Origin of the sequence: Microbacterium oleivorans (assembly GCF_023715745.1) — a bacterium.
Taxonomy (GTDB): domain Bacteria; phylum Actinomycetota; class Actinomycetes; order Actinomycetales; family Microbacteriaceae; genus Microbacterium; species Microbacterium oleivorans_D.
Genome location: NZ_JAMBOV010000001.1, coordinates 489,266 through 510,927, shown reverse-complemented (window position 1 = coordinate 510,927; position 21,662 = coordinate 489,266). Strand labels below are relative to the sequence as shown.

At 71.3% G+C, this 21,662-nt stretch carries 20 protein-coding genes; 9 read left to right on the top strand and 11 right to left on the bottom strand.

Annotated elements, in window-relative coordinates; genetic code table 11:
• Positions 1-20 precede the first annotated feature (20 nt).
• The gene (locus M3190_RS02410; RefSeq protein WP_251577950.1) at positions 21-1,400 is read left to right on the top strand and encodes an MFS transporter; all 1,380 of its coding nucleotides are present in this window, start codon (positions 21-23) and stop codon (positions 1,398-1,400) included.
• A gap of 53 nt (positions 1,401-1,453) precedes the next feature.
• Positions 1,454-2,407 carry an L-lactate dehydrogenase gene (locus tag M3190_RS02405; RefSeq protein ID WP_251577948.1) on the top strand — a complete coding sequence of 318 codons (954 nt, stop codon included), beginning with the start codon at positions 1,454-1,456 and terminating at the stop codon, positions 2,405-2,407.
• A gap of 5 nt (positions 2,408-2,412) precedes the next feature.
• Here the strand turns inward: M3190_RS02405 and M3190_RS02400 are convergent, their stop codons facing one another.
• Together M3190_RS02400 and M3190_RS02395 are read right to left on the bottom strand one after the other, a co-directional pair.
• Positions 2,413-3,057, bottom strand: a complete 645-nt coding sequence (locus M3190_RS02400) for a trimeric intracellular cation channel family protein (protein ID WP_251577947.1) — start codon at positions 3,055-3,057, stop codon at positions 2,413-2,415.
• A 28-nt stretch (positions 3,058-3,085) separates the two neighbouring features.
• Positions 3,086-3,784 carry an alpha/beta fold hydrolase gene (locus M3190_RS02395; RefSeq protein WP_251577945.1) on the bottom strand — a complete coding sequence of 233 codons (699 nt, stop codon included), beginning with the start codon at positions 3,782-3,784 and terminating at the stop codon, positions 3,086-3,088.
• Positions 3,785-3,934: 150 nt separating this feature from the next.
• Here M3190_RS02395 and radA point away from each other — a divergent pair, with 150 nt between their 5' ends.
• The gene (radA, locus tag M3190_RS02390; protein ID WP_251577943.1) at positions 3,935-5,293 is read left to right on the top strand and encodes a DNA repair protein RadA; all 1,359 of its coding nucleotides are present in this window, start codon (positions 3,935-3,937) and stop codon (positions 5,291-5,293) included.
• Between the two features lie 5 nt (positions 5,294-5,298).
• Here radA and M3190_RS02385 read toward each other — a convergent pair whose 3' ends face one another.
• The 3 genes from M3190_RS02385 to M3190_RS02375 form a co-directional block, all read right to left on the bottom strand.
• A complete protein-coding gene (locus M3190_RS02385) occupies positions 5,299-5,700 on the bottom strand; it encodes a dehydrogenase (RefSeq protein WP_251577941.1) in 402 nt (133 codons plus the stop codon).
• 289 nt (positions 5,701-5,989) lie between these two features.
• Positions 5,990-6,694, bottom strand: coding sequence for a hypothetical protein (locus M3190_RS02380; protein ID WP_251577939.1), 705 nt, complete (start codon positions 6,692-6,694; stop codon positions 5,990-5,992).
• Between the two features lie 45 nt (positions 6,695-6,739).
• Positions 6,740-7,252 carry an amino-acid N-acetyltransferase gene (locus M3190_RS02375; protein WP_251577938.1) on the bottom strand — a complete coding sequence of 171 codons (513 nt, stop codon included), beginning with the start codon at positions 7,250-7,252 and terminating at the stop codon, positions 6,740-6,742.
• Between the two features lie 87 nt (positions 7,253-7,339).
• Between M3190_RS02375 and M3190_RS02370 the strand changes: the two genes are divergently transcribed.
• The 3 genes from M3190_RS02370 (at position 7,340) to M3190_RS02360 (ending at position 11,146) form a co-directional block, all read left to right on the top strand.
• Complete coding sequence (locus tag M3190_RS02370) at positions 7,340-9,850, top strand: circularly permuted type 2 ATP-grasp protein (protein WP_251577936.1); 2,511 nt, start codon at positions 7,340-7,342, stop codon at positions 9,848-9,850.
• Entirely contained in the window at positions 9,847-10,728 is an 882-nt protein-coding gene (locus M3190_RS02365) for a transglutaminase family protein (protein WP_251577934.1), read from the top strand. The genes M3190_RS02370 and M3190_RS02365 overlap by 4 nt, the downstream gene beginning before the upstream one ends.
• A gap of 109 nt (positions 10,729-10,837) precedes the next feature.
• Positions 10,838-11,146: a hypothetical protein gene (locus M3190_RS02360; protein ID WP_251577932.1), complete on the top strand. Its 309-nt coding sequence runs from the start codon at positions 10,838-10,840 to the stop codon at positions 11,144-11,146.
• A 52-nt stretch (positions 11,147-11,198) separates the two neighbouring features.
• Here the strand turns inward: M3190_RS02360 and M3190_RS02355 are convergent, their stop codons facing one another.
• The 6 genes from M3190_RS02355 to M3190_RS02330 all read right to left on the bottom strand — a co-directional run bounded on the left by M3190_RS02355 (position 11,199) and on the right by M3190_RS02330 (position 17,840).
• Entirely contained in the window at positions 11,199-12,704 is a 1,506-nt protein-coding gene (locus M3190_RS02355) for a hypothetical protein (RefSeq protein WP_251577930.1), read from the bottom strand.
• Between the two features lie 176 nt (positions 12,705-12,880).
• Positions 12,881-13,594, bottom strand: a complete 714-nt coding sequence (locus M3190_RS02350) for a FadR/GntR family transcriptional regulator (protein WP_251577928.1) — start codon at positions 13,592-13,594, stop codon at positions 12,881-12,883.
• Complete coding sequence (locus M3190_RS02345) at positions 13,591-14,364, bottom strand: 3-oxoacyl-ACP reductase (RefSeq protein WP_251577926.1); 774 nt, start codon at positions 14,362-14,364, stop codon at positions 13,591-13,593. The genes M3190_RS02350 and M3190_RS02345 overlap by 4 nt, the downstream gene beginning before the upstream one ends.
• 17 nt (positions 14,365-14,381) lie before the next feature.
• A complete protein-coding gene (locus M3190_RS02340; protein WP_251577924.1) occupies positions 14,382-15,737 on the bottom strand; it encodes an aldehyde dehydrogenase family protein in 1,356 nt (451 codons plus the stop codon).
• Complete coding sequence (locus M3190_RS02335; protein ID WP_251577922.1) at positions 15,734-16,504, bottom strand: gamma-glutamyl-gamma-aminobutyrate hydrolase family protein; 771 nt, start codon at positions 16,502-16,504, stop codon at positions 15,734-15,736. Before M3190_RS02335 ends, M3190_RS02340 begins: the two co-directional genes overlap by 4 nt.
• The gene (locus M3190_RS02330) at positions 16,485-17,840 is read right to left on the bottom strand and encodes a glutamine synthetase family protein (protein ID WP_251577920.1); all 1,356 of its coding nucleotides are present in this window, start codon (positions 17,838-17,840) and stop codon (positions 16,485-16,487) included. The genes M3190_RS02335 and M3190_RS02330 overlap by 20 nt, the downstream gene beginning before the upstream one ends.
• A 160-nt stretch (positions 17,841-18,000) precedes the next feature.
• On the opposite strand from M3190_RS02330, the gene M3190_RS02325 reads away from it, so the two are divergent.
• The 3 genes from M3190_RS02325 (at position 18,001) to M3190_RS02315 (ending at position 21,661) form a co-directional block, all read left to right on the top strand.
• Complete coding sequence (locus tag M3190_RS02325) at positions 18,001-19,545, top strand: amino acid permease (RefSeq protein WP_251577919.1); 1,545 nt, start codon at positions 18,001-18,003, stop codon at positions 19,543-19,545.
• Between the two features lie 212 nt (positions 19,546-19,757).
• Complete coding sequence (locus tag M3190_RS02320; protein WP_251577917.1) at positions 19,758-21,347, top strand: radical SAM protein; 1,590 nt, start codon at positions 19,758-19,760, stop codon at positions 21,345-21,347.
• Entirely contained in the window at positions 21,344-21,661 is a 318-nt protein-coding gene (locus M3190_RS02315; protein WP_251577915.1) for a hypothetical protein, read from the top strand. The genes M3190_RS02320 and M3190_RS02315 overlap by 4 nt, the downstream gene beginning before the upstream one ends.
• Position 21,662 lies beyond the last annotated feature (1 nt).

Here is a 21,662-nt window from a genome sequence, read left to right as displayed (position 1 = left end):
GACGGGTCTACGGTGAGGCTGTGAGCGCCCCGACGACGACCCCGCGATTCGGACTCATCGTCGCGATCGCGGCGCTCGCGTCGGCAGTCGCCTTCCTCGACGGCACCGTCGTCAACGTCGCCCTGCCCGCGATCGGCGAGGAGCTCGGCGGCGGCCTGTCGACGCAGCAGTGGACGGTGGATGCCTACCTCCTCACCCTGAGCTCCCTCATCCTCTTCGCCGGCTCGGTCAGCGATGCCTTCGGCCGCGTGCTGGTTCTGCGCATCGGACTCATCGGCTTCGGGATCGCCTCGATCGGCGTCGGCCTCGCCCCCGACCCGGTCGTCCTCATCATCGCGCGGGCGCTGCAGGGCGCCGCCGGCGCCTTCCTCGTTCCGAGCTCGCTCGCGCTCGTCACCTCCCTCCTGAGCGGCCCCGCCCAGGCGAAGGCGATCGGTCAATGGACGGCGTGGACGACCGCCGCCAACCTCGCCGGCCCCCTCCTCGGCGGACTCTTCGTCGACCTGCTGTCGTGGCGGTTCGCCTTCCTCGTGCAGATCATCCCGATCGCCGTCACCTTCGTGCTGCTCGCCCGCCTCGGCCACGTCGACCACCGCCGCGACGACGCGCACCTCGACCTCGTGAGCGCGGCGCTGTGCACACTCGGGCTCGGCGGCGTGGTGTTCGCCTTGATCGAGCAGCCGAATCTCGGGTGGGGCCATACGGCGATCTGGATGCCGCTGGTCGCCGGCATCCTCATGTTCACCGCGTTCCTCCTGCGGCAACGGACCGTCCCGTCGCCCATCCTGCCGCTCGGCATCTTCCGGGTGCGGAACTTCTGGACCGGCAACCTCGCGACCCTCTTCATCTACGCCGCGCTCACGCTCAACGGCTTCGTCGTCGGCGTCTACCTGCAGCAGGGCGCCGGGCTCAGCGCGACCCTCGCGGGACTGGCGAGCCTGCCCACCACCGCCGCGCTCATCGCGCTCAGCTCGGTGGTCGGCGGGTGGGTGGGCCGGTTCGGACCGCGCCTGTTCATGACCGTCGGACCGCTCGTGATGGCGGTCGGGTCTCTGATGCTCCTCGCCGTCGGAGAGGACTTCGACTACTGGACGCAGGTGCTGCCGGGACTCGTCGTGTTCGGCCTGGGACTCGGCGTCACGGTGTCGCCACTGACCTCGACGATCCTCGGCGCGATCGGCGGCGAGCGCTCGGGCATCGCCTCGGCGACCAACAACGCGGTCTCCCGCATCGCCGGCCTCGTCGTCATCGCCATCCTGGCCGTCATCATCGGCGGCTCGCTCGACCTCGACGGATTCCACCGCTCGGCGTGGGTCACCGCGATCCTCATGGCCGCCGGCGGGGTCGTGTCGTTCCTCGGCATCCGCAGGCCCGTTCCCACCGACGCACCACCGGCCTGATTTCCACGGCCCGATCCGGGCCACCCCCGAGCAGCGACTGCCACACTGGCCCTATGAGCGTCATCGAGAACTCGAAACTCACGGTCGTCGGCGCGGGGGCCGTCGGATCGAGCGTCGCCTACGCCGCCCTGATCCGGGGATCGGCGCGGCACGTCGCCCTCTACGACATCGCCGCGGAGAAGGTGGAGGCCGAGGTCCTCGACCTCGCCCACGGCGCCCAGTTCACCGGGTCGAGTGACATCTCGGGCGGTGCCGACGTCTCCGTCGCCGCCGGATCGCACGTCGTCGTGATCACCGCCGGTGCCAAGCAGAACCCGGGCCAGACCCGCACCGAGCTCGCCGGTGTCAACGCCGGCATCCTGCGACGGATGCTGCCGCAACTGCTCGAGGTCGCACCCAACGCCGTCTACGTCATCGTCACCAATCCGTGCGACGTGCTCACCGTCATCGGTCAGGAGGTCACGGGGCTGCCGCCGGAGCGGATCTTCGCCTCGGGGACGGTGCTCGACACGTCACGCCTGCGGTGGAAGCTGGCCCAGCGCGCCGGGGTGTCGACCTCGAGCGTGCACGCGTACATCGTCGGCGAGCACGGCGACACGGAGTTCCCGCACTGGTCGCGGGCGACGATCGGCACCGTCCCGATCCTGGACTGGCAGCCACCCGACGGCCAGCCGCGCTTCACCGCCGACGAGCTCGACGCCATCGCCGTCGAGGTGCGGGATGCTGCGTACAAGGTCATCCAGGGGAAGGGCGCGACGAACTACGCGATCGGGCTCTCGAGCGCCCGCATCGTCGAGGCCATCCTCGGTGACCAGCACGTCGTCATGCCGGTCTCGACGGTGCTGAGCGACTTCCAGGGCGTCGACGGGGTCGCCCTTTCCGTGCCGTCCGTGGTGAGCAGCGCAGGTGCCCGGCCGATCCTCGAGACCTCGTTCTCAGAGGGCGAGCTGGCCCTTCTGCACCGCTCCGCGGACGCCCTCCGGACTGTCGCGACCTCCCTGCGCTGAGCGGATCACGCCCGTCGCGCGCGGCGGAACGAGATCTGCTCGGGGAAGGTCCAGTCGAACACGACCGCCGAGATGCGCACGGCCGTGGTGACGGCGATGCAGACGAACCCGTCGATGAGGATCGGCACCGCGAGGGCGTCGAGGACCACGAGCACGACGATCCCGGCGCCGGCGGCGACCGCGTACAGCGTGCTCACCTGCAGGAATGAGAAGGGCAGGTTCAGGGCGACGTCGCGCAGGATGCCGCCGCCGATGGCGCCGATCACCCCCACCACGACCGCACCCACCGGCCCGACGCCGAGGGACAGCGCCTTGGAGGCACCGATGGCGCCGAACATGCCCATGACGATCGCGTCGAGGACCACGAGCGGCCACACCACACGCGACAGGAGCGGCTGCACGACCATGCCGACGAGCGCACCGGCCGCCGCGACCAGCAGATACCAGTTCTCCCAGATCACGACAGGCGGCTGATTCAGCACGACGTCGCGCAGCAGACTGCCGCCGAGAGCGACGAGCAGCCCGATCACGAGCACCCCGAGCAGGTCGATGCGCTGATGACGATGCTCCGCCGCGAGGACCGCGCCCTGCACGCCGCCCAGCCCCGCGGCCAGCAACTCGGCCCAGAGCGGGACGGCGAACGGGCTCATGTCGCCACTCCTCGTCGTCGACTTCGTCTCAGCGCCCGGCGCTCGCCGCGGCGTCCTCGATGACGTTCGCGACCGTCTCGGCCTGGGAGATGAACAGCGCGTGGCTCCCGGGGACGTTCGTGATCTTCGCGCCGACGCGTGAGGCCATGTGCTGCAGCATGGCCTGGTCGAAGGCCTTGTCCTCCGTGGCGATGACGGCCCAGCTCGGCGTGTCGCGCCAGGCGGCGGTGGTGACGGCCTCACCGAAGACCGACATGTTGACCGGCACCTGGCTGTCGGCGAGGAACGCGGCATCCGCCTCGTCGATGTCGGCGGCGAAGCCCGCCCGGAAGTGGTCGCGGGCGAGGAAGCCGTAGCCGCCTTCGCGCACGTCGATGACGAACTCGGGGGTGGCCGCGAAGCCCTCGTACTGCTGCGCCGAGGTCTCACCGGCGTCGGGGATCAGCGCCGAGACGTAAACCAGGGCGGCGACCTTCTCGTGCGTTCCCGCCTGCGTGATGACGGTGCCGCCCCACGAGTGTCCGACGAGGACCACGGGGCCGTCCTGCTGGTCGAGAACGCGGGTCGTCGCGGCTACGTCCGCGTCGAGCGAGGTGAGCGGATTCTGCACGATCGACACGCGGTAGCCGCGCGCGGTGAGCAGGTCGTAGACGCGGCGCCATCCGGCTCCGTCGGCGAATGCGCCGTGGACGAGGACGACGTTGGTGATGCGGTCTGCAGTGGTCATGGCCTTCTTCTCTCTGGAGGGGCTCCGGGGAGCCGGGATGATGTGACGTGTAACTGCTGTGATACGCAATATATTGCATACTCCGGTGGGGAATCCAGACCAGGTTCTGGAGGGCCGATCAATGTCGGATGCCGCGGTTAGCCTGAACGCATGGCTCCACGACGTCCCGCCCCGTCCGCAGCGTTCCGCTGCACCGAGTGCGGATGGACGACGGCCAAATGGGTCGGCCGGTGCGGCGAGTGCCAGCAGTGGGGCACCGTGGTCGAAGCATCGGCGCAGACCGGGATCACGGCATCCGTCACCCCCGTCACACCGACACGCAGTGCCCGTCCGATCACGCAGATCGACACACGCGAGACGCCGCGCCGAACGAGCGGCGTCGGCGAGTTCGACCGCGTGCTGGGCGGCGGCATCGTGCCGGGGGCCGCGATCCTGCTGTCGGGCGAGCCGGGCGTCGGCAAGTCCACGCTGCTCCTCGAGGTCGCCGCGCAGAGCGCCCGCGCCGGGCGGCGCGTGCTCTACGTCAGCGCCGAGGAGTCGCTGAGCCAGGTCCGCCTGCGGGCGGAACGCACGGGCGCCCTCCACGACGAGCTCTATCTCGCGAGCGAGACCGACCTCGCCACCACCCTCGGCCACGTCGACGACGTGCGGCCCGACCTCCTCATCGTCGACTCGGTGCAGACCGTCTCATCGAGTCTCATCGACGGGGCCGCCGGTCAGCCGAGTCAGGTGCGAGAGGTTGCGTCCACCCTCATCCGCGTCGCGAAGGAACGCGATCTTCCCGTCGTGCTCGTCGGCCACGTGACCAAGGACGGCCAGGTCGCGGGACCGCGCATCCTCGAGCACCTCGTCGATGTCGTCTGCCACTTCGAAGGCGACCGGCAGACCTCGCTGCGGTTCGTGCGGGCGCTCAAGAACCGCTTCGGCGCGACCGACGAGGTCGGGTGCTTCGACATGGCCGGCGACGGCATCGCCGAGGTCCCCGACCCGAGCGCGCTGTTCCTCAGCAACCGCCCCAGCGAACCGGGCACGTGCGTGACGGTCGCCCTCGAGGGGCGTCGCGCGCTGCCGGTCGAGGTCCAGGCGCTGACGCTCCACACGTCGGCCCCGAATCCCCGCCGCATCGTCAGCGGCGTCGACGGCGCCCGCGTCGCGATGGTGCTCGCCGTCCTCGAGAAGCGGGCGGGCATCAAGCTGTCCGACCAGGACGTCTACGTCTCCACGGTGGGCGGCGTGCGACTGACCGAACCGGCCGCCGACCTCGCGATCGCGCTCGCCATCGCGAGCGCCGCCACCGAGCGACCGAACCCCGCGAAGCTCGCAGCGATCGGCGAGCTCAGTCTGTCGGGTGAGATCCGGCGGGTGACGCAGCACGACCAGCGACGCTCCGAAGCCGCCCGCCTGGGGTATCGCGCCGTCATCGACGCCGGTGCCGGCACGCTGCGCGACGCCCTCGCTCAGCGTGCGCGTCATCACGCACCGCGACCGGACGATCGCCCCGACTTCTGAGCCGGTCAGGCCTCGAGGGCGGCGATCAGGTCGGCCGGGGCGGCCTGCATCGGATGCGGCCCGGCGATGTCGAAGAACACGGTCGTGATCTCCTCACCGTGGGTGCTGAGGAAGGCCCGGAGCCACGCCGGGGACTGCAGGCCGACACCGGGCGGGAGGGATGCGGGCTTGTTCGCGGCATCGCTGAAGAGCAGCAGCGCGACGTCGCCCGTCGCGGGGTCGCGGTACGTCCACACCTCACCGGCATCGCGAGGGTCGTCCCGCGCACCGGGGCGCAGCAGCGGCACGACTGTGGGGCCGTGGCGGAGCGCGAAGGCGACCGCCGCCATGTCCTGCGTCTGGAGCGCGTCAGCGAGTTGCGTGTTGCGGAACTCGAGCGGCTTCTTGTCGCGCTTCTTCCCGGCCATCCCCTCAGCCTACGGCGGCTCGCGCCGCTGTCGTGAGAACGTAAGGGGGCCCCCTCGAACTCCCCATTGGGGACTGGAGAAGTCGAGAGGGCCCATCACTCACCGGCGGCGGGGGGGATCCGATCGCCACACCTCTGGGGGTCGGTGTGACTCCGTTGCTGGGGACAACGGGGAATGCCGCCGGGAGCTGCCCTCAGGCTACGCGGCGACCACAGAGCGGCGACAGGGGTGCACCCGGCGAGAACATGAGAATCCTCTCAGAATGTCTCGTGAGCGGAGGCTCCGAGCGTCACCTGATGGTGAACGAGGCGGGCTCGACGGACCCGATGCCGCCGATCGAGACCGAGAGGTTGTACCAGCCGGGAAGAGCCTTCTGCCGGTCGTCGTCGCAGGTGTCGACCGACGATCGCGTGCGATCCCAGACCAGAGGCGCCGCGCTCGTGACCGTCTGGCCGGCATCCAACTGGACGACCTGATCGCTCGGCTCGGTCTGACAGTCGGTCGACCGCCACCACGTGTCGCTCCCGCTCGTGATCTCGAAGGTCTGAGCCGCCGTCCCGACGTTGATCAGGCACGGCAGCTCGGTGTCGTTGACGAGTCGGATGGACAGCTGCGGCAACTCTCCGGTGCCGTACGAGCTCTTGTCGACGACGGCGGTCACCGTGACGTCGCCGGTCGTGCAGGCCTCCGGCGTGGGCTCGTCGTCCGCGGGCGCTCCGGTGTCGCCGTCCGCGGACGAGGTGACGCGCGGGCTCGGTGTCGCCGCGGGCGTGGGGGAACCGCTCGGGGTCGGTGCCGCGCTGGTCGCGGGGGTGGAGGATGCCGGTGCGGCGCTCGTCGGCTGCCGCGCAGCATCCGCCGACGCCCGCCAGGGCTGCCAGGCGACGACCGCGACGATTCCGCCGACGATCAGCAGGGCGAGCAGCACCACGGCGAGCCGGCGGCGCCGGTACACGGCGGGCGTCGGCCGGCGTCGGGGGGTCTGGCTGCTCACGCGTCCAGGGTACGCACGCCCTTCGCGCGCGCCCGCCCGGCGCGCCTACAACTGCTTGAGCATCCGGGTGTTGCCCAGGGTGTTGGGCTTCACGTGGGCGAGGTCGAGGAACTCCGCGACACCCTCGTCCGGGCTCCGCAGCAGCTGCGAGTAGACATCGGGGGCGACCACCTGCTCACCGATCTCGGCGAACCCGCGCCGCGAGAAGAACGGCACCTCGAACGTCAGGCAGAAGAGGCGGCGCAGCCCCAGCGCACGTGCGTTCTCCTCCAGCAGATTGACGACCGCGCCGCCGACGCCGCGATGCAGCCAGTCGTCGGCGACGATGAGCGTGCGGATCTCGCCGAGGTCCTCCCACATGACGTGCAGCGCACCGCATCCGACGAGCCGGTCGCCGGCCTCGGCGACGACGAACTCCTGGACGGTCTCGTACAGCGTGACCCGCTCCTTGCCGAGCAGGATGCGGCGCTGCACCCACGGCTCGAGGAGCTCCTGGATCCCGGGGACGTCGGAGGTCCGCGCGGGTCGCACGGTGAAGGAGGCGTCCGATCCCGTCATGCATCCCACTGTATTCGGCCCGGACCGGCGGGAACGCGCGGACCGACCCTGCGCGTGCCCCTACGCTGGACACGGAAGGGGACCTGCGTGAGTGTGCTCCGTGACTATGCCGCGGCCGTGTCGCAGCCGACGCTGCCGTTCGCCGCGGCGGCGCCGCGATTCGATGAGGTCGTCGACGCCGACGGCACGCTGCGTCCCGCGTGGCAGGGCCTCGCGACACTCGCGCTCGGGCTGACCCGCGAGGAGCTCGACCGGGTCGACGGCGAGATCTCGCGCTTCCTCGCCGACGACGGTGTCTCCTATGCCCGGGCGGGTGCGGAGCTGCAGCCGTGGCAGCTCGATCCGATGCCGTTCGTGATGGATGCCGCGGGGTGGGCGCGCCTGGACGTCGGGCTCGCGCAGCGCGCCGAGCTCCTGAACGCGCTCCTTGCCGACCTCTACGGACCGCAGGTCGTGCTGCGCGAGCGCATCGTCCCGGCCGCGGTCGTCCTCGGCCACGCCGGCTTCGTCCGCGCGATGGCGCGCTGCCCCGACGACACCCCACCGCCCGACCTGCTGCTGTCGGCGACCGACCTCGGGCGTGACGCAGCCGGCGAGTGGCACGTGCTCGCGGACCGCGTGCAGGCACCGTCGGGCCTCGGGTACGCCGCCGAGAACCGACGTGTCATCTCCCAGGTGCTGCCGGACCTGCTGGACCAGGGTGCCCTGCACCGGATGGACCCGTACTTCGCGGCTCTCCGGGCCGCACTCCTCGCGGCGGCGCCCGAGGGTGTCACTGCGCCGCGCATCGTCGTCCTCTCCCCCGGCCCGCTCTCCGAAACGGCCTTCGATCAGGCGTTCCTCGCGAATGCGCTGGGTCTCCCGCTGGTGCAGGGCAGCGACCTCGTCGTGCGCGACGGGGCGGTGTGGATGAAGCCCGCCCAGTGGCCGGCCCGCGCGCCGCGCGAACGCGTCGACGTCATCCTGCGCCGCGTCGACGCCGAGTGGTGCGACCCCCTCGAGCTGCGCTCGGGGTCGCGGCTCGGTGTCGCGGGCCTCGCCGAAGCGGTGCGCCGCGGGCGCGTGCGCGTCGTCAACGGGCTGGGCGCCGGTGTGCTCGAGAACCCTGCCCTCCTCCCCTACCTGCCGGCGGTGTGCGAGCGCCTGCTCGGCGAGCAGCTGCGCCTTCCCTCGGTGCCCGCGTGGTGGCTCGGCGACGCCGAGGCCCGCGCCGAGGCCGTCGGCCGCCTCGAGGCCGGCGATCCCGCCCTCGAGCTCCTCCACATCGACGACCCGCGCCGCGCACTCGACGCCGCCGACCCCGGGGTCCGCGCCCGTATCGATCGCGATCCCCACCACTTCGCGGCCGTCGAGAAGCTGCACCTGTCGCAGGTTCCGGTGTGGGATGCCGGGGGCGCGGCATCCGCTCTGCCCGTCACCCTGCGGGGTTTCGCGATCCGGTTCGGCTCGACGTACCGTCCGCTCGTCGGTGGCCTGGCGACGGTGCGGAGCGCCCCCGAGGCGGCGCCCCGGACGAAGGACGTCTGGGTCCTGAAGTCGGACGAGAACGATCCCGATCAGGGGATCGCGGACGTGGCATCCCTGCCGACGACACGGAGCGACCCGACCCTCGCACCGCGTGCCCTCTCGGACCTGTTCTGGACGGGCCGTTACGCGGAGCGCGCGGAGGACCTGCTGCGGCTGGTCATCGCGACGCAGGCAGCGCTCGATCAGCCCGGTGCGCACACGGCGGAGCGGGCGGCCGAGAGTGTGCGGGTGCTCCTCGCGGCGCTCGACACCCTCGCGGGGACCCGGGCGTCCGACCCCGAGGCGGAGTTCCGCTCGCTGTTGCTCGACGCCTCCCGTCCGGGCTCGGCGGCGCACTCCATCGCCCGGCTGCGCGACGCGATGGAGGGGGTGCGCGACCAGCTGTCGGGTGACACCTGGCGGGTCTTCTCGAACATCGACCGTGCCGTGCGCGCGCTGCGGGGCGCCCCGCATCCGCACCGCACCGCCGAGTCCGCCGGTCGCATGCTCGCCTCGATGCTGTCGCTCTACGGTGTGACGGCGAACATGATCCGCGACCCCGGATGGCACATGATGGAGGCCGGTCGCTACCTCGAACGCGGCCTGCAGCTGACGACGCTGCTGTCGTCGGCGCTGTCGGCCAGTCGCGGTCCGCGCACCGATCGCGAAGTCCTCGAATCGCTGCTGCTCTCGGCCGAGAGCGTCGTGACGCACCGGCGCCGCTACCGCGGAGCGATGCGGGCGGCCGACGTCGCCGAGCTGCTGCTGCTCGACCGCGGCAATCCGCGTTCGCTCGCCTTCTCGCTGCAGACCCTGCGCGAGCACCTCGCTGCTCTGCCGGCCTCGACCGGCTCGTCACGGGCCGAGCGACTGCTCGACCAGCTCGAGACGGGGCTCGCCGAGGTCGAGGTGCTCGAGATGACCGCCGTCGTCGGCGGACGTCGCGAGCGTCTCGCGGAGGGCCTCGACAGCATCCGCGCGCAGCTCGAGCAGCTGTCCGACGCGATCGCCGACCTGCACTTCGAGGCCGGTCCCCCCGCCGTCTCCATCACGGAGCTGTCGCTCATCGAGCTGACGGGGGCGCGCGCATGACCCGGTACCGGGTGTGGCACCGCACCGCGTACACGTACAGCGACGCCGTGCAGGACAGCATCGGCCAGTTCCACCTGCGCCCGCGCGACCTGCCGTGGCAGCGGATCGCCGAGGCGGAGGTCACCGTGGATCCGGCGCCCGGGGACGTGTCGCCGCGCACCGACTGGTTCGGCAACTCGTCGACCTACTTCCACGTGACCGACCCGCACGAGGCGCTGACGATCGAGGCGACGAGCGAGGTGAATGTCGCGGTGCCCGAGTACGACGCCGAGGCCCTCGCGCAGCCGTGGGAGCTCGCGCGGCCGCTGCGGCATCCCGACCTCCCCGGTGCGGTCGAGGCGACCGAGTACGCGCTCGAGTCCGCCCGCGCCGCGCACGATGAGGCGGCGTACGCGTACGGCGCGGATTCGCTCGCCCCGGGCCGGCCCATCGGCGAGGCGGCGACCGATCTCATGCAGCGGATCTTCCGCGACTTCGATTACGACAAGACGGCGACCACCGTGACGAGCACGGTCGCAGATGCGATGACCAAACGCGCCGGCGTCTGCCAGGACTTCGCCCACGTCGCCCTCGCCTGCCTGCGCACCCACGGGGTGGCCGCCCGGTACGTGTCGGGATACCTCGCGACGCAGCCGCCGCCCGGCAAGGAACGCGTGTTCGGTGCGGACGCGTCGCACGCCTGGCTCGCCGTATGGCTGCCCGGGACCGATCAGTGGCTGGCGATCGACCCGACCAACAACCAGTGGGCGAACGACCGCTACGTCACCGTCGCCTGGGGCCGCGACTACGGCGACGTCTCACCCGTGACCGGCATCATCTTCACCGAGGCCAAGACCTCGACCCTGCGCGTGCAGGTCGACGTCGCCCCGCTCGACTGACCCTTGCCGTGCGTGCGCGGATGCAACAGATCCGCCCAGACACCCCGGCGTGACACGAGCGGAGGCCTCGCGTCGCCCGGCATCCATTGCATCCGCGTACGCTGCCCGCATGGGGAAGACGCCGTGGCGGCGGCCGCTCGTGCTGTGGATCGCGGTCATGGGGCTGATCGCACTGGGGATGCTGGGCATCGTTGTCGGTTCTGCTGTGATGTCCGCGATCCTGGTGGACGGGCTTCCCGGCGGGGGATGGACGCCGGAGGGCACGACCCCCGCAGTGGATGCCGCGCACGCCGCTCTGGTGCGATCCTCGCTCGGTTTCGTCGTCGTGGTGGTCGTCGGCGTCGCCGTGCCGCTCCTCGTCACCCTCCGTCGCCGCCGTGCGCGGATGCAACAGATCCGCCCCGACACCCCGGCGTGACACGAGCGGATGCCGCGTGTCGCCCGGCATCCATTGCATCCGCTGACGCGGGTCAGTTCCGGGGGTCTCCCAGCGGCAGCACACGCGAGCCGAAATCGAGGATCGTGTAGCGCCCGCACGCGACCGGGGTCGCGGCGAGGGGCGACAGTCCGGCGGGCAGCTCGTAGGGCGCGTCGGCGGCTCCCTCGACGAGGAACGTCACCGGCCCGCGACGCTCGCCGCGGTTCACAAGCCAGTCGTACGGGCGCAGGGTGTGGTCGACCTGCACGAGCTGCGACGGGTCGGCGAGTGCGAGCTTCGGCGCGCGCACGGTCCAGAACTGCCCGGCGCCGGTCCGGCCGGACTGCTCGACCCAGCGAGTGACACAGGCGAGATCGGCGTCGCCTCGACCGGCGGCAGCCGCCGCGAGCGGCACCGCGACGACACCCGCGAGTGCGAGCGCGCCGGCCGTCGCCACCCCCACCGCGCGCGGGACCGACACCGGCGGCGGCGCCACCGCGAGCACGAGGATCGGCAGGAACACCCACGGCTGCAGGTACCGATCGGCATCCGTCCCGGCGACGACGACCAGGAGCGTCGCCGCGACCGGTGCCGCGACCGCGATCGCGCACACCGCAGCGACCGCCGCATCGCGACGGCGCCATGCGCGCATCCCGACCACGCCGCACGCGACGAGGAGCGCGAGAACCGCGACGGACCAGAGGACCCCGTCCCAGCGCCCGATGGTCCCGCCGATCGCGCCGGCGACGTGCGCCAGCGCGGCATCCGCCTGATCCGGCCTCAGATACTGGCCGCCCGCGGCGACGATGTTCCCCGCAAAGGGCGCGCGGGCGAGGTAGCCGATCGCCGCACCGATGAGCACCGCCCCGGCGACCGACGAGGCCGTCCGCGGCGCGAGGCGACGACCGTACAGGAGGATGCCGACAACCCCGACGACCGGCAGGACGCACCACACCACGAACAGCGGATTCGTGAGCGTCGACACCGCGGCGACGACGACGATCCCCGCGAGCACCCGCCGCACCGGAGCGCCGTCGAGGAGGCGCCGCACCAGCCCGGCGACGACGAGTGTGGCGACGACCGTGGCCGAGTAGTACGTCGTCGTCGCGGTCAGCAGTGCGAGGTGGAGTCCCGGCATCCCCGCCGGCCCTTCGAGGAGGATGAGTCCGACGAACGCCGCGAACGCGAACACCGCTCCCCGCACGGCACCTGCGCGTCGCCGGCCGGCGACGAGGCGGATGCCGCCGTACACGGCGAGCAGGTTCACGACGGCGTTGAGCGTGAGGGTCGCGGCGGTCCCGAAACCGAAGAGCGACAGCCCGGCGTACACGGCGGTCTCGGGCAGGAACAGCACGGGCGACAGTGCCCAGTCCTGCGGATCGCCGCGACGCAGGGAATCCGCCATCAGCGCGACGACGACCGAGTCACCGTCGCGGTAGAGCAGCCACGAGCTCGTCGACGCGACCACCGCGACGGCGACCAGCGCGGGCGCGAGCGCGGCGACCCACCCGGCGACCTCCGCCGCGCCGCGCCGTCGCACCGCCCCCACCTGCGTCATCCCGGCCCGCGTCATCACCGCTCAGCACACCAGATCCGCACCGGCGGCACCAGTCGGCGCATGCACGGATGCAACGGATCTGACCCGACACGCCCAGCCGCGGCGAGCGGATGCCGGGTGTCACCCGGCATCCATCGCATCCGCGAACGCGACGAGCGCCGCGGAACACCCTCCGCTCAGCCCAGGAATCCCCGCAGCAGCGCCTCGGATCCGGCGAGGTGGTCGAGCACGGCGGCCTCGGCGGCGTCGGGCTTGCCGGCGAGGATCGACGCCACGATCCGCTCGTGCTGCGCGTCGGAGTGCTCGATGTTGCGGGGCAGCAGGGGGAACGTGTCGAGCCACGCGTTCACGCGCGCCCGGTTCTCGACGATCAGAGGCAGCAGCGACGGGATGCCGCTGGCCTCCGCGATCGCGAGGTGCAGCAGCGAGTCGAGCCGGCGGTACTCCCCCTCGTCGGCTCCGACGGTCGCGCGATGCCGCTGCTCGAGCGCGGTGCGCGCGGCATCCGTCAACGCCAGCGAGGCCGCGGCGCGCGCCGCACCCGCCTCGAGCACGCGCCGCAGGCCGAGGACGTCGTCGAGCTCGGCGGCGTCGACGGGACCGGTCGGCACCGGCAGCGGATCGGCGACGAACGTGCCCCCGTACCGGCCGCGACGCCGCACGACGTACCCCGCATCGGCGAGCTCGCCGATCGCCTGGCGCACGGTGTCGCGGCTCACGCCGTAGCGCTCGGCGAGGTCGCGCTCGGAGGGAAGGGACTCCCCCGGCGCGACCACGCCGAGCCGCACGGTCTGAACGAGGCGGGCGATGGTGTCCTCGAGCGCGTTGCCACCGCGCACCGGCCTGTAGACGGTGCGGCCGAGGTCGGGCGGCGACGCGGCGCGGGTCACAGCGGCGTCACATAGGCGTTGGTGATGCCGCCGTCGACGACGAAGGCGTTCGCGGTGATGAACGAGGCGTCGTCAGAGGCGAGGAAGGCGACGGCCGCGGCCATCTCCTCGGGCTCGGCGAAGCGCCCCATGGGCACGTGCACGAGTCGGCGCTGCGCGCGCTCGGGGTCCTTGGCGAACAGCTCCTGCAGCAGCGGCGTGTTCACCGGTCCCGGGCAGAGTGCGTTGACGCGGATGCCCTGCCGGGCGAACTGCACGCCGAGCTCGCGGGTCATCGCGAGGACGCCGCCCTTCGACGCGGTGTACGAGATCTGCGACGTGGCCGAGCCGAGCAGCGCGACGAACGACGCCGTGTTGATGATCGAGCCCTTGCCCGCCGGCACCATGTGGCGCAGCGCGGCGCGGGAGCAGAGGTAGACGCTCTTGAGGTTGACGTCCTGCACCTTGTCCCACGCGGGCAGCTCGGTCGTCTCGATCGAGTCGTCGTCGGCGGGCGAGATGCCGGCGTTGTTGAACGCGATGTCGACCGAGCCGAGGTCGGCGGCGACACCGTCGAAGAGCGCGTCGACGGATGCCTGGTCTGCGACGTTCACCTGGCGGAAGACGCCGCCCACCTCGTCGGCGGCCTTCTGTCCGGTCACCGGGTCGAGGTCGGCGATGACGACGCGGGCGCCCTCGGCGGCGAAGCGGCGGGCGGTCGCGAGGCCGATGCCGCTGGCACCGCCGGTGATGATGGCGACGCGGTCGCGCAGGCGCTGGGTGAGGTCCATTCGGGAGGTCCTTCCGGTCAGGAGGTGGCGTAGAAGACGTTCTTGGTTTGGGTGAAGTGCTCGGCGGCATCGGGCCCGAGTTCGCGGCCGAGGCCCGAGGCCTTCATGCCGCCGAACGGGGTCGAATACCGGACCGACGAGTGCGAGTTGACCGACAGCACACCGCTGCGCACTCCGCGGGAGACGCGGATACCGCGCCCCAGGTCGCGGGTCCAGATCGAGCCGGCGAGCCCGTAGACGGTGTCGTTCGCGAGGGCGATCGCGTCGACCTCGTCATCGAACGGCAGCACGGCGACGACGGGCCCGAAGACCTCCTCCTTCGCGATGCGGTCGTCCCGTCCGGCGAGGACGACGGTCGGCGCGAACCAGAAGCCGTCGCCGTCGGGGGCGGACCCGCGGAACGCGACGTCCGCGCCGTCGACGTAGGACGCGACGCGGTCGCGCTGCGCGGCGGAGATGAGCGGTCCCATCTCGGTGCCCTCGTCGTTCGGGTCGCCGACGCGCCAGGCGGCGACGGCGGGTTCGACGAGTTCGAGGAACCGGTCGTAGACGGAGCGCTCGACGAGCAGACGGCTGCGGGCGCAGCAGTCCTGACCGGCGTTGTCGAACACCGATCCGGGAACGGCCGCGGCGGCCGCCTCGAGGTCGGCGTCGGCGAAGACGACGTTCGCGCTCTTGCCGCCGAGCTCCAGGGTCACGGGCTTGAGCTCTCGCGCGCATCCCGCGGCGACCTGCGTGCCGACGCGGGTCGATCCGGTGAAGACGACCTTGTGCACGTCGGGATGCGTCACGAACCGCTCACCGACGACGGGACCGGCCCCGGGGATGACGGTGAAGACCCCGTCGGGCAGCCCCGCCTCGAGGGCGAGGTCGCCGAGGCGCATCGCCGTCAGCGGCGTGAGCTCGGCCGGCTTCAGGACGACGGCATTCCCCGCGGCGAGCGCCGGCGCGAACCCCCACGAGGCGATCGTCATCGGGAAGTTCCACGGCACGATGATCCCGACCACGCCGTAGGGCTCGTGATAGGTCACGTCGAGACCCCCGGCGACGGGGATCTGACTGCCGATCAGGCGTTCCGGCGCACCCGCGTAGTAGTTGAGCACCTGCGCGACGTGCGATGCCTCCCACCGGGCCGACGAGATCGGATGCCCCGCCTCGAGCACCTCGAGCTGGGCGAGCTCCTCGACGTGGTCCTCGACGACGCGCGCGAAGTTCCGCAGCGCGTCGGCACGGGCGACGGGCGCGAGCTCGGCCCACGCGCGCTGCGCACGGACGGCGCGGGCGACCGCGGCATCCGTCTCCTCCACCGAGGCGAGGTCGACGTCGCGCACCGCGGCGCCGGTGGCGGGGTTCAGGACGGTGAAGACGCTCACGCGGCGACCCCCCGGTGCGCGGCGGCGTAGGCGTCGGCCGCGGCGACCAGCCCGAGGAACAGGCGCCGATCGGCGGAGTTCTCCTCGGGGTGCCATTGCACCGCGACGAGGTAGTCGCCGCCGGGCCCCTCGAAGGCCTGCACGAGTCCGTCGTCCGTCCGGGCGGTGGCGACGAGTCCTTCGCCGAGACGATCGATGCCCTGGTGGTGGTAGCTGTGCACCGTGTACGGACCGGCGCCGACGAGGCCCGCGAGCGTGGTCTCGGCATCCACCTCCACGGTGTTCTCGGCGAACACGCCGCCGCCGATCTTGTACCGCTCGGTGCCGAGCGCTTCGGGCAGGTGCTGGTGCAGCGTGCCGCCGTACGCGACGTTGATGAGCTGCAGCCCGCGGCAGATGCCGAACACCGGCATGCGGCGCTCGCGGGCTCCCGCAAGGAGGGCGAGCTCCCACTCGTCGCGGTCCGCGCGGGCAGGGTCGGTGAGCGGATGCCGGGGCGCCCCGTAGAGCTCGGGCTGGACGTCGAGCCCGCCGGTGAGGATGAGCCCGTCGAGGCCGTCGAGCACCGCCGCGGCGGCCGCCTGAGCCGACGGCTGGGGCGGCAGCAGGACGGCGACGCCGCCCGACGCGGTCACGGCGTCGAAGTACTGCTGCGGCAGGAAGCTGGCACGGACGTCCCAGACTCCCTGCGTCGCGCGCTCGAGGTAGGTGGTCAACCCGATGACGGGACGGCGACCGCCCGTCGGGTCAGAGACGTTCGAAGCCACGGATGCGCTCCCAGTCGGTCACGGCGGCGTCGAAGGCGAGGACCTCGACGCGAGCCTGGTGCAGGTAGTGGGCGACGACGTCCTCACCGAAGGCGGCCCGGGCGATCTCGGACTTCTCGAAGAGGTCTGCCGCCTCGCGGAGCGTCGTCGGAAGGTGCTCCACATCGGAGTCGTAGGCGTTGCCGGTGAGCGGGGCGGGCAGCTCGAGCTCGTTCTCGATGCCGTGGAGGCCGCCCGCGATGATCGCCGAGATCGCGAGGTACGGGTTCACGTCGCCGCCGGGCACGCGATTCTCGACGCGCAGCGACGAGCCCTTCCCGACGACGCGCAGTGCGCACGTGCGGTTGTCGACGCCCCACGCGATGCCGGTCGGGGCGAACGAGCCCCTGGCGAAGCGCTTGTACGAGTTGATCGTCGGCGCGTAGAGCAGCGTGAACTCGCGGAGGGTGGCGAGGATGCCCGCGATCCAGTGCTGCATGAGCGGGCTGAATCCATGCTCACCGTCGCCGGCCATGACGGCCTCGCCGTCCTCGCCGCGCACGGAGAGGTGGATGTGGCAGCTGTTGCCCTCGCGCTGGTCGAACTTCGCCATGAAGGTGAGCGATTTCCCGTGCGCGTCGGCGATCTCCTTCGCCCCGTTCTTGTAGATCGTGTGCTGGTCGGCGGTCTCGAGCACCTCCGCGAAGCGGAACGCGATCTCCTGCTGGCCGTCGTGGCACTCGCCCTTGACGCCCTCGCAATAGAGGCCGGCGCCCTCCATGCCGCGGCGGATGTCGCGCAGCAGCGGCTCGAGCCGGGTGGTGGCGAGCAGGTTGTAGTCGACGTTGTAGTCGGTGGATGCCTGGAGTCCGACGTAGCGCTTGGCCCAGGCATCCCGGAACGAGTCGTCGAAGACGATGAACTCGAGCTCCGTGCCGGAGTAGGCGACGAGGCCCCGGTCGGCGAGACGCTGACGCTGGGCGTTCAGGATGCCGCGCGGCGACTGCGCGACGGCGCCGCCGCGCACGTATTCGAGGTCGGCCATGACGAGCGCCGTGGCCGGCTGCCACGGGATGCGGCGCAGGGTCGCCATATCGGGGCGCAGGACGAGGTCGCCGTAGCCCTTGTCCCAGCCCGACATCGCGTACCCGTCGATCGTGTTGAGGTCGACATCCACCGAGAGCAGGTAGTCGCACACCTCCGCGCCGTGGCCGGCGACCTCGTCGAGCCAGAACCTGCCTGCGACGCGCTTGCCGACCAGGCGTCCCTGCGCGTCGGGGAAGGCGACGATCACCGTGTCGATCTCATCCTTGGCAATCGCGTCGGCGAGCTCGTCCACCGTCAGATTTCCGGGCATCCGTCATCCTTCCGTCGTGCGCTGGTCGGGTCTGTAACGAGAACGCTACATGCCAAAGGTAGACACGGCATACCAATAGACGCCACACTCATCCGCAAGGCGTGAGCCAGCGCGCCGACCCGACGGCGCCCTGCCGCGCCGACCGCAGCCAGGAGGTCTCATGACGAATCCGAGCACCACTCCCCCCGCCACCGGCGGTGTCCGCTACACCCGCGCCGAGGACGGCTACTTCGAGAAACGCACGCTGAAGCGCTCCGCAGGTGTGTGGGGGCTCTGGGGCCTCGCGGTCGCCGCCGTCATCTCGGGCGACTTCTCGGGCTGGAACTTCGGCATCGGCTTCGCCGGATTCGGCGGCATGCTCATCGCCTTCGCTGTGCTCGTGCTCATGTACTACGGCCTGACCTTCTCGATCGGCGAGATGGCGGCCGCGATGCCGCACACCGGCGGCGCCTACTCGTTCTCGCGCTCGGCGATGGGCCCCTGGGGCGGCCTGGCGACCGGCCTCGCCGAGACGATCGAGTACGTCGCCACGACCGCGGTGGTCGTGTACTTCTCGGGCCAGTACGCCGACTCGGCGCTGTCGCTGCTGACCGGTGTCAGCCTGCCCCCGTGGCTGTGGTGGGTCATCCTCTACGCGCTGTTCATCGCCCTCAACGCCGCCGGTGCCGCCGTCTCGTTCGGCTTCGCGATCGTCGTCTCGATCATCTCGATCGGGATCATCGTCGTCTTCGGCGTCATGGCGCTCGTCTCGGGAGCCTTCAGCTGGGACGCCCTGTGGGACATCGCCCCCAACCCCGACGCGTTCGCCTCATCTACGTTCCTCCCCGAGGGCATCGGTGCGGTCCTGCTCGCGCTGCCGTTCGCGATGTGGTTCTTCCTCGGCATCGAGGAGCTGCCGCTCGCCGCGGAGGAGTCGCACAACCCTGCCCGTGACATCCCGCGCGCCGGCCTCTGGGCCCGCGGCACGCTCATCGTCACGGGTCTGATCGTGCTGTTCCTCAACACCGGCGTGCTCGGCGCCGAGGTGACGGGCGGCTCGGTCGAACCACTCCTCGACGGCTTCAAGGCGTTCCTGCCGGATCAGGCCGCCGCGATCCTGTCCCTTCTCGCCCTCATCGGCCTGCTGGCCTCGCTCATGGGCATCATGTTCGCCTACGGGCGCAACATGTACTCGCTGTCCCGCGCCGGGTACTACCCGCGCTGGCTGTCCCTCACGGGCAAGCGCCAGACGCCGTGGGTGGCGCTCACCTTCGGCGCCGTTCTGGGCTTCATCGCGCTCGTCATCCTGCAGGCTGCCGGCGGCGACGCCAGCCCGGCCGGTGCGATCGTCCTGAACATCGCCGTGTGGGGCGCGGTGCTCGCGTACTTCCTGCAGATGGTGTCGTTCATCATCCTGCGTCGGAAGTTCCCGAACGCCGAGCGTCCGTACAAGAGCCCGTGGGGCCTGTTCGGCGCCTACTCCGCGGCGATCATCGCGGCGATCGTGTTCGTCGGCCTGCTGTTCAACCCGGCCTACCTGCTCGCGATCGTGGCGATCATCATCGTCTACGTCGTGATCTTCATCGGGTTCGCCGTCTACGGTCGCACCCGCCTCGTCCTGTCTCCCGAGGAGGAGTACGCGCTCTCCGGCGGTCTGCACGGCGACCCGCAGCGCGAGGGCTACGACGCCATGGAGAAGGACGTCTTCGGCGATCGTCGCTCCTGATCGACCCGGACGGGCCGGGCGCTGCTGAGGGCGCGCCCGGTCCGTTCGCACGTCCGGGCGTGTTCGCGGATGCAACAGATCGCGCACGACACGCGGGTGACGGCGACGCGGATGCCGGGTGTCGCCCGGCATCCGTTGCATCGGCGGACGCGGGCCGCCGTTGAACGCGGTCCACCCCCAGGCCCGGCCGACCCCGGGACTAGGGTGTGGGCATGAGCCACGCCGGAGCGGGGATGCCCCTGCGCGACTATCGGATCCACCGCTACGTGAACGCGTTCTGCCCGACGTGCCACGAGGAGGACCCGGACCGTCCGCTGAGCGAGGTGCGCAGGCTGTCGGGGTGGCTCGCCGACCGCGACGGCACCGTCTGGCTGGAACGCGGATGCCCCGATCACGGCCTCGTGCGCACGCTCTACGACGAGTCGGCCGAGATCCTCACCTACCTCGAGCAGTGGACCGCGCCGACGAAGGTGCACGGTCCCGACACGACGGGCAACTTCAAGCCGGTGCCCTCGGCGTACGAGGACGGTCTGCCGCAGATGCAGACCCAGCACACCTGCATCCTCCTCGAGGACCTGCTCGACCACTGCAACCTCAAGTGCCCGACCTGCTTCGCGGAGTCGAGCCCCGCCGCCTCCGCCATCGCACCGCTCGCCGAGGTGCTCGCCTCCGTCGACGCGCGACTCGCGAAGGAGAACGACCGCATCGACGTGCTCATGCTGTCGGGCGGCGAACCGACCCTCTACCCGTGGCTCGAGCAGCTCCTCGAGCATCTCGTCGCCCGGCCGATCGTCCGCATCCTGCTGAATTCGAACGGCCTCCGCATCGCGCAGGACGACGCCTTCGTCGAGGTGCTGAAGAAGCACCGCGAGCGGGTCGAGGTCTACCTGCAGTACGACGGCGAATCGGCCGCGGCATCCGCCTTCCACCGCGGCGCCGACATCCGCCGGTTCAAGGAGCGCGCGATCGAACGGCTGTCGGATGCCGGAGTCTTCACCACGCTGACGATGACAGCGACCCTCGGGGTCAACGACGGCGAGATCGGCGCGGTCATCCGCCGCGCGATGGCGACACCGTTCGTCGGCGGCGTGACGGTCCAGCCGGTGTTCGGCTCGGGACGCTCGTCCGGCATCGACCCCATCGACCGCCTCACGCACACCGGCGTGCTGAACCGACTCGGGCCGCAGACCGACGGCGAGGTCACCTGGCGCGATCTGACCGCGCTGCCGTGCAGCCACCCGCACTGCTGCTCGGTCGGCTACCTGCTGAAGGACGACGCCGGCGAGTGGAAGTCGCTCGTCGGCCTCATCGGCCACGAGCGGTTGAAGGACTTCCTCGACCTGCAGCCCGACATGATCGCGAACCGCATCGCCGACAGCAACGTGAACAAGGCGATCCGCGAGGTGGTGAAGGGGTCGCTCCTCGACCTGCTGAGCGAGCAGTCGTCGCTGTCGCATCCGTCCATGAGCTCGATCTGGCGCGACATCTGCCAGAACTGCGATCTCGGGATCGGGACCCTCGCGACCCTGGCCGCATCGAAGCTCCCGGGCCAGCATGCGCGGCTGCGCAAGATGATGGGCGAGCGGGTGCTGCGGATCACGGTGAAGCCGTTCATGGACATCAACACGATGATCGAGGAACGGCTCACGCAGTGCTGCGTGCACGTCGCGACGGTCAACGAGTCGACCGACGCGCACCAGTGCGCCCCGTTCTGCGCCGTGCAGGCGTGGGCGCCCCTCGGCCGCACCCGCCTGTCGACCGCGACGGGCGGCCGGCGTCAGATCCCGGTGAGCGTGTCGTGAGCACCGCCGGGTTCGGGCACCTCAATCAGCGCGACGAGAGCGTCGCCGATCCGGTCGCGCCGTTCGACCCGCTGCGGCTGTGCGTGTTCGCGACGATCGCTGCGATCACCGCCGTCACAGGTCCCCTCGCGGTCGCCGTCTTCGCCGGTGTCGCCATCGCCGGGTACGCGCGCGCCCGGCGTGCGGGGCTGCTCCGATCGCGATGCAAGCTCGGCGACACCCGCCTGGTCCTGGCGTACCTGTGCGTGCTCGAGGTTCTCGCCCTGGCTGCGATCCCGCTGTGGGTCATGCTCTGGATACGGCTGCTGGGCTGAC

What these genes read in the sequence shown, in the direction of transcription:
- M3190_RS02365 (WP_251577934.1), top strand. Translation starts at nt 9,847, where the DNA reads ATGACCCGGTACCGGGTGTGGCACCGCACCGCGTACACGTACAGCGAC.
- M3190_RS02355 (WP_251577930.1), bottom strand. Translation starts at nt 12,704, where the DNA reads ATGACGCAGGTGGGGGCGGTGCGACGGCGCGGCGCGGCGGAGGTCGCC.
- M3190_RS02385 (WP_251577941.1), bottom strand. Translation starts at nt 5,700, where the DNA reads ATGGCCGGGAAGAAGCGCGACAAGAAGCCGCTCGAGTTCCGCAACACG.
- M3190_RS02320 (WP_251577917.1), top strand. Translation starts at nt 19,758, where the DNA reads ATGAGCCACGCCGGAGCGGGGATGCCCCTGCGCGACTATCGGATCCAC.
- M3190_RS02375 (WP_251577938.1), bottom strand. Translation starts at nt 7,252, where the DNA reads ATGACGGGATCGGACGCCTCCTTCACCGTGCGACCCGCGCGGACCTCC.
- M3190_RS02405 (WP_251577948.1), top strand. Translation starts at nt 1,454, where the DNA reads ATGAGCGTCATCGAGAACTCGAAACTCACGGTCGTCGGCGCGGGGGCC.
- M3190_RS02330 (WP_251577920.1), bottom strand. Translation starts at nt 17,840, where the DNA reads ATGCCCGGAAATCTGACGGTGGACGAGCTCGCCGACGCGATTGCCAAG.
- radA (WP_251577943.1), top strand. Translation starts at nt 3,935, where the DNA reads ATGGCTCCACGACGTCCCGCCCCGTCCGCAGCGTTCCGCTGCACCGAG.
- M3190_RS02400 (WP_251577947.1), bottom strand. Translation starts at nt 3,057, where the DNA reads ATGAGCCCGTTCGCCGTCCCGCTCTGGGCCGAGTTGCTGGCCGCGGGG.
- M3190_RS02345 (WP_251577926.1), bottom strand. Translation starts at nt 14,364, where the DNA reads ATGGACCTCACCCAGCGCCTGCGCGACCGCGTCGCCATCATCACCGGC.
- M3190_RS02325 (WP_251577919.1), top strand. Translation starts at nt 18,001, where the DNA reads ATGACGAATCCGAGCACCACTCCCCCCGCCACCGGCGGTGTCCGCTAC.
- M3190_RS02395 (WP_251577945.1), bottom strand. Translation starts at nt 3,784, where the DNA reads ATGACCACTGCAGACCGCATCACCAACGTCGTCCTCGTCCACGGCGCA.
- M3190_RS02360 (WP_251577932.1), top strand. Translation starts at nt 10,838, where the DNA reads ATGGGGAAGACGCCGTGGCGGCGGCCGCTCGTGCTGTGGATCGCGGTC.